Source organism: Pseudomonas sp. LBUM1653 (genome assembly GCF_059716115.1).
Map to the genome: position 1 here is coordinate 5,372,178 of NZ_CP166803.1, position 14,670 is coordinate 5,386,847.

Below are 14,670 nucleotides of genomic sequence, written 5' to 3' on the forward strand. Positions count from 1 at the left end.
CTTAGTTGCCGATTTTGGTTCCATACGGGCGCCCACGACGCCACGCAGGATGAAAATGTCGCCAGTGGGCTTGTTGCGCCGCGGCCAACAATTCATGGTCGCCACGGGTGTCACCCCATGCTTTGAGCTGGTATTGACCCAGCGGTCCATAGACAGCCTCAAGCCTGAGCACCTTGTTTTCGCACCTACAGTTGTTACCGGTGATGCGCCCAGTCAGCAAACCATCGACAACCTCGAGCTCAGTGCCGATCAGCTTGACGCCCAGGCGATCAGCGAAAGGCTGAAGCACCAAGGAGGGAGATGCAGAGCACAGAGTTACCACTGCACCGGCCTTCACCTCGGCGGCGAGGGATAGTAAACCTGAAGGGCGCATCAGTCGGGTCCAAAACACCGTACAAAATATTTCTGCCTGCTGTTGCACCCATTTCGCTTCGACGTTAGTCAGAAACGTGCTGATCAAGTGTGCTTTGAGTTGGTCCCGGTTGATCCGCCGTGCGAGGAAACGAATGCCGGGTAGCGCGAGCATCAGAATGCGCCGACTAAACTCTCGCGTTCCGAAGGCAAACTTAAGGAATAAGACAAAGCTGTCATGCCGGGTCAGCGTGCCGTCGAAGTCAAAAACCGCCAGTACCTGCTTTCCTTGTACATCAGCCACGAGCGATTCCTGTGTCATCGAGCTGCCTCGGCCAGGCGGATCGGCGGCTCACCGCTGCCCACTTCTGCTTGCTTAACGCCGTGCCACTGTGCACGTTCGAGGATCTTGACTGCCCACCTGTAATGGGTCGCGGGCTCACACATCACATCGTTGTGCCTGAAAACGGCTGGGGCAACGTCACTCACGATTAACTTCGCGCTGTTCAGGTCTTCGATGCTAACGCGCAGCGTGTCCTGGATGATGCTGATCTGGCTTGGATGAATCGCTGTCTTGCCTACCAGGCCATGCGCGATATCCAGCTCCAGCTCTTCTTTTAGCAAGTCCGGTGTAGCCAGCTGCTCAAATACAGGGGCGGTCAGGGCGAAGCCCTGCGAGCCCATAATCCCGGCCAACATCGGTATGACGAAGCTCATCGGAGTCTGGTACAGCGTCGTGGTCGGGTTGCGCCGAAGGCCTAGGCACCCCATCAAATCGTTCCCGCCAATGCGCAGGGCAATGATTCGCTGGTCCAGATTTGCCTTGAGCGCCTGGCCCAATTCGACCATCGCCCCCGGATTGAATACGTCGTGAGTTTCCAGCGTCGGCATGAGGAACAAGTCAGGGTTGGTTACCGCCTGCTCCCATGCGACCAAGTTACGAAGCGTCAGTTTTGGGACGACGAACCCATCAACATGCCGCATAAGCGGCCATTCATTCAGTACGGCCGCCATTTCCGAATCTCGGGGACGGACGAACAACAGTGGACCATCAGCCGGACGGCCTCCACGCTGGTGAATCGCCGTCAGCAGGCTATGCAGATTGCACAGCGCAGTGTCGACATCAATGTCCGCCACTGCGTCTTCCAGGCAAACCACCAACGAACGAAGCTCTGGCAGCTTCATGCAAAAAACGACGTCAAGCAGATCCACTCGCGTGGCCGGCATATAGAGCGTGGCCCCAAGGGCGTATGGAGAACATCTCTTCATCAGCTCAAGCTCCGAATGATAGTCACCGCCCTGTAAGGCCCCAGATCGGAACCGACCTCCTCCACGGTAACGCCCGCCCCCTCAGTGAGGTGCAGTAGCAGCTGAACGTCACTATCACTGCGGTCCCGGACCAGGACCTGGTCAGGTACGCGGCGCAGTACAGCACGCGTGGCCTCGGCGATCCCCGGTTTCACCCGGTTCAAATTCGTGATGTCAAAACGTGTGGCCAACGACTCGACCACATCTGAGGCCGCTCCCTGGAGTTTCAGTCTTTGACTGTCTGCCCACGGCGATGCTTGGGCTACCGGCCCTAATGCCTGGCGCTTCGTCTCAATCTGCTCGATGAAATCACGGGTCACATCGTGTTCATGCAGGTGGTCGTAGACCACGCAACCATGCAGTCCGCCATCGACAGGCCAGATAGAGCGCGATACGAGGCCGGAAACAGTGGCCCCTAAAATGCCGGACGGAATGACCCAGTCCTCTGCCGAAGCCGACAGCCAAGCCCGGCCGCAAGGGTCGGCCAGCACCACTAACCGTGGCTCTATTGGGAAGCGCGAGTCGCCGCTCAGGCTTCGCTTGATCTCACCAGAGATCGCACCTTTGCCGGTCCAGCCGTCGACAAACACGATGTTCTCGGCACCATGTTCCTGAATGATCGCTTCCAGCGCAACGGTGTCGATCCCGCGGTCCCGGACGATGCTGATCCCATAATGGTAGGTGTTTCGGCCCATTTCGATGAGAGAGCGGCGCAGCAGTACACCAATCGGGAGACCTGCACGGACGAAGGAAACCAACACAATGGAAGCGCCGGCGTAGGCGTCATTTAACGCCAGAGCCAGGGACTGAACGTCCGTAGCCATGCGCGTGCCATTCTGCGCAAGTGCCCGCTCGTATAGCGCCTTGTGAACGGCAGTCGGAGCGTTCTCCAGACTGATCATCTCGGAGTAGTGCTTCTGTTTCGTTTGAATCAGTCGCTCTTTCTCTTCGACATCCGTTACTTCCATCCGCACTGGCTGGAGCAGGAAGTGAACGTCGTCAGGTGCATAGCTACCGCTTCCCACGGTTTTGAAGTCGCAAATAGGATTAACCATGGATTACGCGCCCTACGAGCTTGGCCAGTTGGCTACGCGCCGGGGTGGCCCACATATGGCACTCATCCATGAAGCCCAGGTCGGTGATGCTGTCGCCAAAGCCCAGCACCGGACGTTCGCCATTGACCTCGCGATCACGGCGCAGCCATTCCAGTACAGCCACGCGCTTCGACAAACCAGCCGGCAGGAACGCCAGATTGTTGCTGTTGCCGTGGATGTGCATACCATCCAACAGCCCCCGGGCTTGGACTTCAGCCAGTACCGTGTTCAGCACATCGTCATTAGATTCGTTGTGTTTGGTCACCACGTAGTTGCGCAAACCTTCCTCTTCGACAACCCACCCGCGCAGCGAGATGCCAAGCTCCTTGCCGATTGCGAGCGTTGCTTCGCTCAGGGCCGGTAGCCGATTCTGGAAGCCGTCGAGAATTTTACGCATGTGCGTTTGCCAGTCCTGATCGAGCTTGCCATCTGGGCCAAGAATCACTCCGCCGTGTGAGCATATGGCCCCAAGGCTAAAGGGCAGTTTCACGCGACTATAGGCTTCGACGCTGCGAGCAGTGACCGGCACAACGTCGGCGGTCGCCAGCAACCATTCGGCAAAAGACTTCTGAACGGTGCTCATGTAGCCGTTCGGTTGCCCCTCCACATCGAGGGTCGCTGGGTGGCGTGGCGCACCTTCTGGCATCTTGCGAGCGGTTTGAAACAGCGTGTCATCGAGATCGATCAACACCAGGGGGCGATTAATGCTCATCGACGATTACCTCCGCGTTCAGGGCTGCAACCAATTCAGCGGGGACAGCCTGGGCCGGGGTCTCCGAACAGATCAGCACACGGTCAAACTGACTGGGGCTAACGTTGTAGAGGAAGTTGGGGATACCGAGACCATAGTTGTCCGAAAACGACAGTGCGTGCTCGATGGCATGGCCAAGCGCGATGGGAGAGCGGCTCGTGGAGCTGAAATGCACGTCGGCGCCGGCACGCTCCAGCCGCTCAGCGAGGAGGAATGGACGCCAGACGAACTCACTGGTGCCAACCACAAGGATTCGCTCACCGGCGTTGACCTGCAGCTCGGGTGCCAGGGTGTCCTCGACATTGCGAACACCGAGACGGCCCCAGTCGTTTCGCGGCGACAGCGGCCACTCGCCAGCGGCGATAGTTCCTACGGACGGCATTTCCGGTAAGGGGGCGTCGGTATCTTCGATGAAGCGGTATGAGCCCTGCAACAGGGAAACCTGATGTGCGGATGCGCCAATAGTGTTGCGGACGGCGCCGCCGGACCAATCGGTCAGAACACAGGTTACGACACGCTCGACCTTGGTCAGGCCGGCATCGACCAGAGCGCGATGCAGATTGATGAAGGTCTTACCGGTGGATGCTTCGTCGTCGACCAGAACCAGCGAACGGGTGTTCAACATCATTTCCCGAACATCGGGATCAACGGGCAAGTGGATCAGGTGCGCACTGGCGTGACTGTGCTCCTCTTCGAATCGAGCGAACAGTTCGGTGCCCGTCGGATGGCGCGTACTGACCATATAGACGGTATCAGGGCGGGTGGCGCTGAAGGCGCGATGAACACCGGCCCCGAGGCCAACTGCCGTCTCGGCCATGCCAATAACGAGGACAGGGCCTGGTAAGTCAGCAGGAATTTCCGCAGCCAGGTTTTCAAAGCTTGCGTTCATCACCGACGGTCGTACGGGGATGTGACGTCCCAATACTTTGGACACGAACAGGAACGCACGCTTCGGGTTACGGCGCTCAGCAAATCCGAACAGTGCGTCGGGGGCGATTACAGAATCATCGACGTTTACGTCGAGTCGTCCGCGCATCAGTTGCGCGCTAAGCATTTTAGTAGCTGCGTTACGTACCATGAACAACATTCCTAGGTTGGCGGGAGGTCGATAACCTGACGCCTCTTCCGTGGGTTTCAAGTCAAAATGGGGTTACGGATTTCTGGCCTCGATTCGCCACAGAGAAGGCTGGGCTTCACGAGCCATTTCAGCAGTGGTGAAAGTCCGGCCGATAGGCGTTGTGATTGCCTCAACACGACAGGCATCCAGGAAAGACAGGACAAGTGCGCCCTTAACCGCGAAGTTCATATTCTGGGTATCGGGGCAAGTCGAGGTCACCATCCCGACCACGGCACCAGAGGAATCAAAAAGCGGGCTACCGCTCGACCCAGGTTGAATGGGGGCAGTAAATTGCAGCAGGCTTGAATCGTTGTGCAGACCAAACAAAGCCGACACACCGCCCTGAGTGACGTGGACACCTCCGCCAGCGAGGCCAGAGAGCGGGAAGCCCAATGCAACCACAGGTGCGCCAAGGTCACAGCCGGACCCATCTTGGAATGACACCGCCTTGAGTGTCGGAGAGTCCAGCACCCTGAGCAGGGCAATGTCATTGCGGCGGTCGACCATAACGGGCTCGGCACGATACCGCCCCTCGAACGAGGAGATGTGAATCTCCTGCATGTCTTCGACTACATGGGCGCAGGTCAAGATATGGTTTTTGGAAACAGCGAAGCCGGTACCGGTAGCCCCGCTACCAGCCCGACCAGACTCCGAGAGATTTGGGCGGCCCTTGGGATGCGCATCATCAATATTGAGTCCTATCCGCCGGCCCATCGCCGCCAGGCCATAGGCAGAGCCTTCAGCCAAAGCACGGAACTTCCATTGCTGATTACGGTTGTAGTACTCGCCGATGATGATCGCAGACTCTCCGTTGCCGCGAAGGTCAAGGCTGTATTCGATCTGGCCATCCACCTGTAAACGAAGAGTCCGTAGTTCACTGACCGGACCGGCTGCGGAATAGGTGTAGACGACTAAAAGCACCCGTTCACTACCACCCGGGAGCTCAGACAGGCTCAGGGTGCATCCAATCTTTTCCTGAGTCCCGCTCCACTCCATCCATTCGCGTGTCGTTTGGAACAAAGCCGGATCGCCTTTCGGGCGGCGTGTCTCATCTACCGGCAATATCGCAACCGCCGCGTACTCCCCAAAAGCAGAAGAGTTGCCGCATACCAGAGTCCATTCACTCCGTGTTCCCGATACGGCGGTGTTTGCGCCAGGCGCTAGCACCATCATTCCCTGACCTCTTCTTGGCTGCTCACCGCTACAAACGCAGCAGGGCTACATAGTAGCAAATTATTGATATCGATTTAATATCAAGACAATATTGGAATTGCAACGGTAATGGCCTTCACACGGACATCCGGGCGCCAGACGGTCGCCGGTTCCTTTAGCCCCAGCCGGCGAGTGGCAAAGATACCTGGCAGGTTTGTTCCTGTAGCACGGGTGTAACCGACCCCGCCCGAGTAGCGAGGATTGATTTCTAGAAGGTAAGGCTTGCCGCTGACGTCATCGCGCGTCTGAACATTGACGATACCGTCACAGTTGAAGTGCTGTGCGGCCACAAGTGCAAGCTCCACCGCTGCGCCGTCACGCTCAAATGTCTGATGTAGGCCTTCTTTGCGCCGACCGACAAAGGCCACCGGACGACCAGCCTCACAAACCATGTCAACCGAGCATTCGCTACCGGCCATGTATGGCATTACGAGCATCGATGGTCGGGTGGTGCCCGCGCAGTAAGCCTGCAGGTAGGTCTCAAAGTTCACTTCACGCGCATCTGGGTTGGCAAAGCAACGGAAAGGATCGGCGTCTTCGTTGAACCGCCAGAAGCCCTGGCCATAGATTCCAACTGCAGGCTTGATGCAAACCTCTCCCAGCGCCGAAAGGGCTTCATAGGCCTTTTTCAGTTCCTTCGCGCTAGTCACAGTGATTGCAGGTATACAGTCCAAGCCTGCTCGCTCTGCCTCAGCTGTAAACAGACTCTTGTCATCGACCATGTTGAAGGTATCAATCGATAGTCCACCGGTAACAAGGACCAGGCCCGCTGCTTCGAACCGCGGCCGAGCAAGTTCAAAGACACTGCCCTCGCGCCCGGCCAGTATTAACTTGATGTTGTTCGCCTGAGCGGTTTGAATCACCCATTCGATGCGTTCCTGGTTGTCCTTCGGCTCCATGAGGCCGACGTCGGCAAGCCCCGTGATTTCAGGGCGATCTTGACGGTGGGACGCGAAAATCTTCACACCTGCCGGCAACGCCTCGCGTGCGCCAATGATAATGTCGCGCTGACTGGATTGCCCTTCGAGTAACCAGATCATGTGGAGCTCCTATAAAATTTGCACGTCCGCAGTAGCTGGCCTCCTCTGAGTTAGCAGTTGCTGGACTTCAATGAAAGGAAGGGACGATAACGGTCCGTTCTGTGAATTCAAGACAATGCGTGGCGCCGGTGCCGGCTTGTGACGATAACTGCGACGCCCAGTTGATTAGGCGCTACAGCTAGAAGCTGAATCGTCCGAAACCATCCTCGAACTCAGATTCGCGAAGTGGCTTGGGGTGTTCATGAACTGGTAAAACAGACACGTCCCCGTGCACAGGTGTCCGTTTGACTAATTATTCTGGCCAATAATATCAGTTTGCCCCTTGGCAACACGGCCAGAAAAACCTTGTATCAATTGTCTACTCTTAGTAGCCCTGACACGAGTAACGCAGACTGAATTCCGCGGCCCAAACTCAAATCGGAAGGCCAATAGACTACGCAACAACACCCACCAATTTCCCCCTGGTTCGATTTGATGCATCCACACTCAGTCAATTCGTGTCGGGTTTTCTGAGTGCTCCCGGCCCTGCCGGAGGGAAAATCGTTTCAACGGATGTCTATGGCCAGATATCTAGCCCAGTCAGAACCAAACACCTGCCCTTGATCGGCAGAATTGGGGCAGAATTCCGCTAATTACAAACGGAGTGTGTACATGAAGTGGTTAAAGGGGTTGGTACTGGGTGCGCTTTTCCTGGTGGTCGGTGCTTCCGCACTAGGGCTTTACTATGTGCTACCTCAACACGAGGTGGTGCTGATCACCGGCGTCGAAGTTAAGCGCGTCGACAACGACGGAGTCATCAATGCCGAGAACCCCGCGGACGGCCCAACCCGGGATGTCTACTTTATCAATACCGAGGATCCAGACACGAAGAAGGTCGTTGTCTACCGCAACGAGGATACCGGCTGGAGCTTCCCTTGGTACTTCAAGTTTGGCTCGGCCGATGTGCAGGCGAAGGCCCAGGGCTATTCGCGTGATGCTCAGCAGCTGGCGCTCATCCGCTACTACGGCTGGCGGATTCAGATCCTGTCGGTCTTCCCCAACATTACGCACATCGAAGCAACGACCAGCCGTGATCAGCCGTTCCCGTGGTTCAACACAATTTTCTTCGGTGTGACCACACTGTTGGTGCTAGTTGTCGCCATTATCGTACGGCGTCACCTGAAACGCCGTGGCGAAGTTGTGGTGAGCTGATCACCCAGGGCCGGCTCAAAAGACCGAAGCAGTCAGGGGCAAGCTGTATCAAGCTCAGTCGGCGGTGGCCCCCAAAGATCCCGACTTGGACCAACTCCAGAAGGCCTTGCCAAAAACAAAGGCTGCCGAGGGTGCGCACCTCACTACCCAGGATGCCAAAGGGGTGCGTCAGCGATACCAATCCGGTGCGCGTAGTCGACGAACTCGACCTGGCGAATCTAGGTTTGAAGGCGTCATACCGGCAGATACTAGCCGGTCTGCTTATCATCCAGCGACCCTGTTAAAAGTCTACATCTACGGTTATCTCAACCGAATTCAGTCGAGCCGGCGCCGGCCCTGGAGGGCGACCCCCAACGCAACGTCGAGCTGATGTGGTTGTGGGCACGCTCATGTATTTCAAACTCAGTCGGGCAAGTTCGATAAGCCTAACGGGGTCGAGCGTGGATTCACGAAATTGCTGAAAAGCGCGACGCTCAATCATAGTGCCGATTGGTTGTCACTTCGGCGGGCCGTCAAACTCCATCGATGCGGTACAGCCCTTAAAGGCATTCTTTCCCTTTTGGTGGCCTTCGCACTCACTCAACGAAAGCGCAGTGCATGAGCAGTGTGCTGCCAAAAACCCATGGAATAGGCGACTTCAATTGAATCAGTCACTCAAACCCGGCGAGAACACAACAATCACCACTTCCCAAGGGAGGGTGGTGGTCACCCATGCCGCAGGAGACAACCTGGACGTAAATTTGACTGCGTTTCTAGTCACCGAAACCGGCAATGTGGTGGATGACAGCGGCATGGTCTTCTTCAACGCTCCGGAGCATTCTTCTGGCGCTGCCACATTCGCAGCGCCTGTAGTTCAAGGTGGTACAGTTAGCCACAGCATCAGTTTCGATTCATCTCGCCTCCCATCCAATATTACGAAGATCGCAATCACCCTGACTCAAGACGGCTGCGCTAGCGGTTTCGCCGCGGTCCGGGATCTCCGATCTCACGTCATTGCCGGCGACCAGGTTCTGGAGCTGGCACCTGAGCCCTTCTCTCAGGAGACTGGCATCATCGTGCTCGAGTTGTACGTTCGGAATGGCCAGCTAAAGGCTCGTTCTGTATGGCAGGGGTTCGCCTCGGGCCTTGCAGGCCTCTGTAGTTTTTATGGCGTCGACGTTGAGGATGAAGCACCATCTGTGCCGGCTGTCTCACCGACACCGGCCCCGAAGCCTGTCAACATCGCCAAGTCCGTTATTACCCTGGACAAGCCAGGCACCAGCCACAAGGTGTCCCTAGAAAAAGGGCCGTCCGCGCCAAAAATGATCCGGGTCAGCGCAACCTGGGTTGATAACGGTGACGGCTGTGACAATGACGACCTCGATCTCCGGATCGGCATCCTTCGACCTGATGGTCGAATGTCCATCATCCAGGCACCAGACAAGCGTGGCGCATTTGATGCAGATCCCTTCGTCTTCCATACGGGTGACGTTGTGAGTGCCAGTGCTTCTGCGCCTGGTGTAGAAACGGTCGAAATCAACCCAGCGATCTCTCAGCTTATGGGGGGAAAGGTGGCACTGGTCTGCAGCGTTTACTCAGCGGTAGCCAATGGTGCCGTCTCGGTGGCATCCCTAAAACCGAAGATGCGGATGGAATACGGTAACCAGGTAGTTGAGTGCGCTTTTGAGTTCAAGGGTGGGTTCTTCAGCAGCATGATCTACACCTACGTGATCGGCCAAATTGAGATCGACCAAGATCACATTGTACTGAGCCCGTCCGGAACCACCTCCAAGACTGGTAGTGAGGCTACCCCCTGGCTTACTCGGAAGGGGGAAAAACTTGAGCTCACAATGGACGGCCCAAACGTCTTCAAAGGGCACCCACTCGTAAGAAGCGGTAAAAAGCAATACGTCTGAGCCATTTTGCTGGCACGTGGCAGAGACCAGGAGATCCTCGACGTGTGAGGGCATCGAAGCATAAAAAAATGCCCTGATTCTGAAAATATAAACCTCATCCTGCGTTTTTACACACTCTGGGCCGACTGCCGCTGTTTCATCGACAAGTAAGTCGCTCAAATTCAACTCAAAAAAAATACAGCGCTACATCACTGCTATGACATCCCCATCATGGAGCTTCGAACCATGTCATTGCAGTGCCCTCGCTGTAACTCACCCAAAATCGCCTCTCTCCACCAGGCCATGAAAATTGCGGCTGCCATCGGCACGGTCGGCGGTGCAGCACGCGGCGTCAGTGCTGCGCTGGCAGGTGGCCAGTTAGGAGCCACTGTTGGCGCTCTCGCTGGCCCACTCGGAATCACTCTCGGAACTGTTTCTGGCGCCATTCTCGGCGGCCTTGTAGGTGGTGCCGGTGGCTGTGCATTGGGCGCTCAACTCGGCGACAAACTTGACCGCCATGTGCTCGCCCACAATCTCTGCCTGATCTGTGGACATCGTTTCAATCTACCAGCTTAAACCGTCCTCCCCTCCTCTCTTTTAGTACATCCGGACAGTGCCACGCGATGCGTGGCATTTATGCCGGCTTGCACCCTCTTGCACCTTAAGGAATCGTAATCATGGCTCATCAAATCGAACAAATGGCTTACGTTGGCGCGACCCCGTGGCATGGCCTCGGCAGTCAACTGACTCAAAAACAACCTATTGAAATCTGGCAGCGTGAGGCGGGTATGGACTGGAAGATCCAGGAAAGCCCCGTTCACTTCAAAGCCGACGCTATCGGCCATCTGGGTAGCATTCACTCGTTCCCGGAGCAAAAGGTGCTTTACCGCTCTGACACCAAAGCGCCGCTGTCAGTGGTTTCCAACCGCTATCAAATTGTTCAGCCGCGTGAGGTGATGGAGTTCTATCGAGACCTGACTGAAGTGTCCGGCTATGAGCTGGAAACCGCTGGAGTGCTCAAGGGGGGTCGTAAGTTCTGGGCATTAGCGCGAACCGGCCAAAACACCGCGCTGAAGGGCAACGATCAGGTCAACGGCTATTTGCTGCTGGCGACCTCTTGCGACGGCACACTCGCCACCACTGCCACGCCGACCACCGTTCGTGTGGTCTGCAACAACACCTTGACCATTGCACTGGATGGCACCACTCAATCCATCAAAGTGCCGCACAGCACCCGCTTCGACGCTCAGGTCGTCAAAAAGCAATTGGGTGTCGCCGTCTCGCAATGGGACGAATTCATGTATCGCATGCGCATGTTGGCCGAGCGCAAAGTCCAGTGGCCGGAAGCGATGAGCTTCTTCCTCAGCGTGCTGTGCGACACCCCTGCTAACAGCCCCATTCCTGAAGTCATTCCCAACGAACGCGCCCTACGCAAGGTACAGAGCCTGTACGAGGGACGCGGCCGTGGTGCAACGCTTGAGTCGGCGCAAGGCACTGCCTGGGGTCTGCTCAACGCCGTGACCGAGTACGTCGACCACGAGCGCAGAGCCCGCAGCAACGAATACCGCATGGACTCCGCCTGGTTCGGTCAGGGGGCGCAAATCAAGCAGCGCGCGTTGGATGCTGCCCTGCAACTCGTCGCCTGACATGCCCCCGTCCCTTAACCCTAACGCCCGTTCAGCTCTGCGCTCAACGGGCTTTTTTGTGTCTGCAGGAACCCCATATGAAAGCGATCCCCCTAAATGAAAACACCTACAAGAGCCGTCCTGCCCTTCGTCTGATCGGCACTAAGGAACTACCTCGTGAAGATTGGCTCGCCGTGCGTAAGCAAGGTATCGGCAGCTCAGACGCAGGCGCAGCGGTTGGCCTCAACCCCTACAAATCGCAGTTGGAGTTGTGGCTTGAAAAGACTGGCCGGGATGCCACGTTACCGAAAATAGATCCTCAGGATGAGGAAAGCCCAGCCTACTGGGGCAATGTTCTGGAGCCCATCGTGGCCTGGCATTACAACAAGCGCAGCGGCAATCGGGTTCGTCGGATCAATGCGGTACTGCAGCATCCGGATCCTAAACTGCCTTGGATGCTGGCCAATATCGACCGCGAGGTTATCGGTGCAGACGATGTACAAATCCTCGAATGCAAGACTGCCGGCATAAATGGAGCACGCCTCTGGAAAGAAGGCGTGCCCGAGTATGTGCAGTTGCAAGTCATGCACCAGCTCGCCGTCACCGGCAAACAGGCGGCGGATGTGGCGGTACTGCTCGGTGGTCAGTACCTGGAGATCCATCGCATCGAACGCGACGAGTCACTGATTGCTCGGCTGATCGACCTGGAGCGGCTGTTCTGGGATTACGTCGTCAGTGATACCCCGCCGCCCGCCGACGGCTCTGACTCGGCGGAGCAGGCCTTGCGGTGTCTGTATCCACAGGACAGTGGGCAAAGCCTGGACTTTAGCCAGGACACTCTGCTCTGTACGACCTTTACCGAACTGCAGAGCGTGCGCGAATCGATTGCTCTGCAGGAGAAGCAGGAAGCTCAGCTCAAGCAAACGTTGCAACAGGCCATGGGCGATGCCAGTCGGGCAGCCTTCGCAACCGGCTGCATCACGTGGAAGAAAGCCAAAGACAGCGTGGCCCTGGACATCCCCCGTCTGCTGAAAGAAAAGCCCTATCTGCAAGTGCGCTACTCGACCATCAAAACCGGCAGTCGACGTTTTCTGCTGGCCTGAACGCTCGTTCGCTCTTCTCTTATCCCCACGTCCTTTCTCTCCAAAGCCACACCGGTCGTTTGCACGGTCTCGGTGGCGTTTTTATTTCAGACACAGGAGAATTCCCATGCTCAAAGGTTTATCCATCACTCCCCCGATTTTGGGCCGAATTTCCATCGGCAAGGTCGTCGAAAAGAACGGCAAACGTCTGCCGGAGAAAGATGATCAGTTCACCATTACTTCGCAGGTTCAGAGCCGCGACGGCTGGCTGCTGCATCCACTCAATGAGGAGCTGCGCAACGGCCAGGACGGCAAACTACGCAGCGTTCCGATCCGTTTACTGTTCAACGAACCTGACCTCAACTTTCGGGCTGACTACAGCCTGTTCGACCGTAACACCGGCCGGCCGCTGTGCGTCGGCAACGGTGAGACCTGCAAGCGTTTGACCAAGGACGGCATCCAGTCGTTGCCCTGCCCTTCACCGGATGGCTGTTCACTGGCCCAAGGCAACGCCTGCAAGCCTTACGGCCGGCTGAACGTGGTAATTGGCGATGACGATCCGCTGGGCAGTTTTGTCTTTCGCACCACGGGTTACAACAGCATCCGCACCCTGGCAGCACGCTTGCACTACCTGCAAGCCATCTCCGGCAATCGACTGGCGTGTCTGCCGCTGGAGTTGCGTCTGCGCGGCAAGTCCACTCGGCAAAGCCATGGCACGCCGATCTTCTACGTCGACATCACGGTACGCAGTGGCCTGAGCCTAGAAGACGCCTTACTGGAAGCTAAGCAACTGGAGGAAACCCGGCAAGCCGCGGGCTTTGAACAGAGCGCCTTGGATCACGCGGCCCGGCAGGGTTTTAACCATGGGGCCTTTGAAGACAGCGAGGAGGACAGCAGTGCCATCGTCGAAGAGTTCTTCCCCTCCATTGAAAATCAGCGCTGCCCTGTAGAGCCCGAAGGCCAACGGGCAGCGCCTGCCAAATCCTCACTCGCGCAAAAGTTGGAGTCGCAAGTCACGCGGCACAACAGCAAACCCACCGTCCAGTAACCGCTCTTCTCAACCCCCTCCGTTCTCACGCATTCGTACAGGAATACCCGCATGAAATATCACAAGCTCATAGCCGGTGAAACGACCGGTACCTATGTCACGGAATCACCCGTCACCGAAGCTGACATCCTGCAGATGGTGCAACAACTGGCGATGAGTCGTCTGTCTAAAGGACGGGCCTTGACTGAGCCCAAGCACGTCTTCAGCCACCTGCAAACACTGCTGCAATACCACGAGTACGAAGTCTTTGCTCTGCTGCTGCTCGACAGCAAACACCGGGTTACAGGGTTCAGGGAGCTGTTCCGAGGCACCCTGGATGGGGTCAGCGTGTACCCACGGGAAGTAGTCAAGATCGCCCTGGAGTACAACGCTGCAGCCGTAATTCTGGTGCATAACCATCCCTCTGGAGATCCCGAACCCGGCCAACCTGATCGCACCCTGACCACGACCCTCAAGAACGCCCTCAACATGATTGGCACCCAGACGTTGGATCATATCGTTGTGGGCAGCGAAGGCTGCGTATCGATGGCTGAACGGGGCTACCTGTAGCAGTTTCCTTTTCATTCTCCACTTATCCGATGGGCTGCGCCTGACCTTGGTCGGTGCTGCCTTCGGCATGAGTCATCTCTGCAATCTTTTTTTCAGCGTGCTTTACGGAGAAAATACCATGAGTGCTATACGCTTTTTCTTCTTGTTGTTCGTTTTCATTGGCATCGTGGCTGCGTGTGCAGTAGCTGTACTGTTAAGCGTTTTGATGCTGCGCGTCCTGCCGGTACTGATTTTGGTGGTTCTGAGCTGTGTGGTTTTCTGGTGGTTGCTGAAAAAAGCAGGGACTGCACTACCACCAGGCTAGAGACATAAGCAATGAGATGGACTCCTCCTCACTTCGGCATCTTAAGTGCCCGACTGAAAGTGCGAACCACAGTCAACAGTGAGAAGGAGTCCATATACGGACACTTAAGGGCGTCCACTATCAG

Annotated in this window: 15 protein-coding genes and 1 pseudogene; 9 read left to right on the forward strand and 7 right to left on the reverse strand. The window is 56.7% G+C overall.

Annotation, left to right across the window (positions count from 1 at the left end):
- Position 1: 1 nt before the first annotated feature.
- The 7 genes from ACA054_RS24110 to ACA054_RS24140 form a co-directional block, all read right to left on the reverse strand.
- The gene (locus tag ACA054_RS24110) at positions 2-673 is read right to left on the reverse strand and encodes an HAD family hydrolase (RefSeq protein WP_497686493.1); all 672 of its coding nucleotides are present in this window, start codon (positions 671-673) and stop codon (positions 2-4) included.
- On the reverse strand, positions 670-1,620 hold the full coding sequence (locus ACA054_RS24115; RefSeq protein WP_497686494.1) for an HpcH/HpaI aldolase/citrate lyase family protein: 951 nt from the start codon (positions 1,618-1,620) through the stop codon (positions 670-672). Before ACA054_RS24115 ends, ACA054_RS24110 begins: the two co-directional genes overlap by 4 nt.
- Positions 1,620-2,714: a cysteine protease StiP family protein gene (locus ACA054_RS24120; RefSeq protein ID WP_497686495.1), complete on the reverse strand. Its 1,095-nt coding sequence runs from the start codon at positions 2,712-2,714 to the stop codon at positions 1,620-1,622. Before ACA054_RS24120 ends, ACA054_RS24115 begins: the two co-directional genes overlap by 1 nt.
- Positions 2,707-3,465, reverse strand: coding sequence for an HAD family hydrolase (locus tag ACA054_RS24125; RefSeq protein WP_497686496.1), 759 nt, complete (start codon positions 3,463-3,465; stop codon positions 2,707-2,709). Before ACA054_RS24125 ends, ACA054_RS24120 begins: the two co-directional genes overlap by 8 nt.
- Positions 3,455-4,582 carry a phosphoribosyltransferase domain-containing protein gene (locus ACA054_RS24130; RefSeq protein ID WP_497686497.1) on the reverse strand — a complete coding sequence of 376 codons (1,128 nt, stop codon included), beginning with the start codon at positions 4,580-4,582 and terminating at the stop codon, positions 3,455-3,457. The genes ACA054_RS24125 and ACA054_RS24130 overlap by 11 nt, the downstream gene beginning before the upstream one ends.
- Positions 4,583-4,654: 72 nt before the next feature.
- The gene (locus ACA054_RS24135; protein ID WP_497686498.1) at positions 4,655-5,794 is read right to left on the reverse strand and encodes a trypsin-like peptidase domain-containing protein; all 1,140 of its coding nucleotides are present in this window, start codon (positions 5,792-5,794) and stop codon (positions 4,655-4,657) included.
- Positions 5,795-5,874: 80 nt separating this feature from the next.
- Positions 5,875-6,873, reverse strand: a complete 999-nt coding sequence (locus ACA054_RS24140) for an ATP-grasp domain-containing protein (RefSeq protein WP_497686499.1) — start codon at positions 6,871-6,873, stop codon at positions 5,875-5,877.
- Between the two features lie 651 nt (positions 6,874-7,524).
- Here ACA054_RS24140 and ACA054_RS24145 point away from each other — a divergent pair.
- The 9 genes and pseudogenes from ACA054_RS24145 (at position 7,525) to ACA054_RS24185 (ending at position 14,546) form a co-directional block, all read left to right on the forward strand.
- Positions 7,525-8,064 carry a DUF1523 family protein gene (locus ACA054_RS24145; protein ID WP_497686500.1) on the forward strand — a complete coding sequence of 180 codons (540 nt, stop codon included), beginning with the start codon at positions 7,525-7,527 and terminating at the stop codon, positions 8,062-8,064.
- A gap of 152 nt (positions 8,065-8,216) precedes the next feature.
- A pseudogene (locus tag ACA054_RS24150) lies at positions 8,217-8,451 on the forward strand (transposase); the annotation flags it as partial.
- Between the two features lie 254 nt (positions 8,452-8,705).
- Entirely contained in the window at positions 8,706-9,959 is a 1,254-nt protein-coding gene (locus ACA054_RS24155) for a TerD family protein (RefSeq protein ID WP_497686501.1), read from the forward strand.
- A 225-nt stretch (positions 9,960-10,184) separates the two neighbouring features.
- On the forward strand, positions 10,185-10,514 hold the full coding sequence (locus ACA054_RS24160; protein ID WP_497686502.1) for a hypothetical protein: 330 nt from the start codon (positions 10,185-10,187) through the stop codon (positions 10,512-10,514).
- A 101-nt stretch (positions 10,515-10,615) separates the two neighbouring features.
- The gene (locus tag ACA054_RS24165; protein WP_497686503.1) at positions 10,616-11,584 is read left to right on the forward strand and encodes a DUF932 domain-containing protein; all 969 of its coding nucleotides are present in this window, start codon (positions 10,616-10,618) and stop codon (positions 11,582-11,584) included.
- Positions 11,585-11,661: 77 nt separating this feature from the next.
- Positions 11,662-12,666: a YqaJ viral recombinase family nuclease gene (locus ACA054_RS24170; RefSeq protein WP_497686504.1), complete on the forward strand. Its 1,005-nt coding sequence runs from the start codon at positions 11,662-11,664 to the stop codon at positions 12,664-12,666.
- Positions 12,667-12,772: 106 nt separating this feature from the next.
- The gene (locus ACA054_RS24175) at positions 12,773-13,693 is read left to right on the forward strand and encodes a recombination directionality factor (protein ID WP_497686505.1); all 921 of its coding nucleotides are present in this window, start codon (positions 12,773-12,775) and stop codon (positions 13,691-13,693) included.
- A 51-nt stretch (positions 13,694-13,744) separates the two neighbouring features.
- Positions 13,745-14,242 carry a JAB domain-containing protein gene (locus tag ACA054_RS24180; protein ID WP_497686506.1) on the forward strand — a complete coding sequence of 166 codons (498 nt, stop codon included), beginning with the start codon at positions 13,745-13,747 and terminating at the stop codon, positions 14,240-14,242.
- A 118-nt stretch (positions 14,243-14,360) separates the two neighbouring features.
- Positions 14,361-14,546, forward strand: coding sequence for a hypothetical protein (locus tag ACA054_RS24185; RefSeq protein WP_497686507.1), 186 nt, complete (start codon positions 14,361-14,363; stop codon positions 14,544-14,546).
- The last annotated feature ends 124 nt before the right edge of the window (positions 14,547-14,670 follow it).

Excerpts from the sequence above, each read along its gene's own strand:
- ACA054_RS24145 (WP_497686500.1), top strand. The coding sequence starts at position 7,525 with ATGAAGTGGTTAAAGGGGTTGGTACTGGGTGCGCTTTTCCTGGTGGTC.
- ACA054_RS24115 (WP_497686494.1), bottom strand. The coding sequence starts at position 1,620 with ATGAAGAGATGTTCTCCATACGCCCTTGGGGCCACGCTCTATATGCCG.
- ACA054_RS24170 (WP_497686504.1), top strand. The coding sequence starts at position 11,662 with ATGAAAGCGATCCCCCTAAATGAAAACACCTACAAGAGCCGTCCTGCC.
- ACA054_RS24120 (WP_497686495.1), bottom strand. The coding sequence starts at position 2,714 with ATGGTTAATCCTATTTGCGACTTCAAAACCGTGGGAAGCGGTAGCTAT.
- ACA054_RS24180 (WP_497686506.1), top strand. The coding sequence starts at position 13,745 with ATGAAATATCACAAGCTCATAGCCGGTGAAACGACCGGTACCTATGTC.
- ACA054_RS24125 (WP_497686496.1), bottom strand. The coding sequence starts at position 3,465 with ATGAGCATTAATCGCCCCCTGGTGTTGATCGATCTCGATGACACGCTG.
- ACA054_RS24160 (WP_497686502.1), top strand. The coding sequence starts at position 10,185 with ATGTCATTGCAGTGCCCTCGCTGTAACTCACCCAAAATCGCCTCTCTC.
- ACA054_RS24185 (WP_497686507.1), top strand. The coding sequence starts at position 14,361 with ATGAGTGCTATACGCTTTTTCTTCTTGTTGTTCGTTTTCATTGGCATC.
- ACA054_RS24140 (WP_497686499.1), bottom strand. The coding sequence starts at position 6,873 with ATGATCTGGTTACTCGAAGGGCAATCCAGTCAGCGCGACATTATCATT.
- ACA054_RS24130 (WP_497686497.1), bottom strand. The coding sequence starts at position 4,582 with ATGGTACGTAACGCAGCTACTAAAATGCTTAGCGCGCAACTGATGCGC.
- ACA054_RS24175 (WP_497686505.1), top strand. The coding sequence starts at position 12,773 with ATGCTCAAAGGTTTATCCATCACTCCCCCGATTTTGGGCCGAATTTCC.
- ACA054_RS24165 (WP_497686503.1), top strand. The coding sequence starts at position 10,616 with ATGGCTCATCAAATCGAACAAATGGCTTACGTTGGCGCGACCCCGTGG.
- ACA054_RS24135 (WP_497686498.1), bottom strand. The coding sequence starts at position 5,794 with ATGATGGTGCTAGCGCCTGGCGCAAACACCGCCGTATCGGGAACACGG.
- ACA054_RS24110 (WP_497686493.1), bottom strand. The coding sequence starts at position 673 with ATGACACAGGAATCGCTCGTGGCTGATGTACAAGGAAAGCAGGTACTG.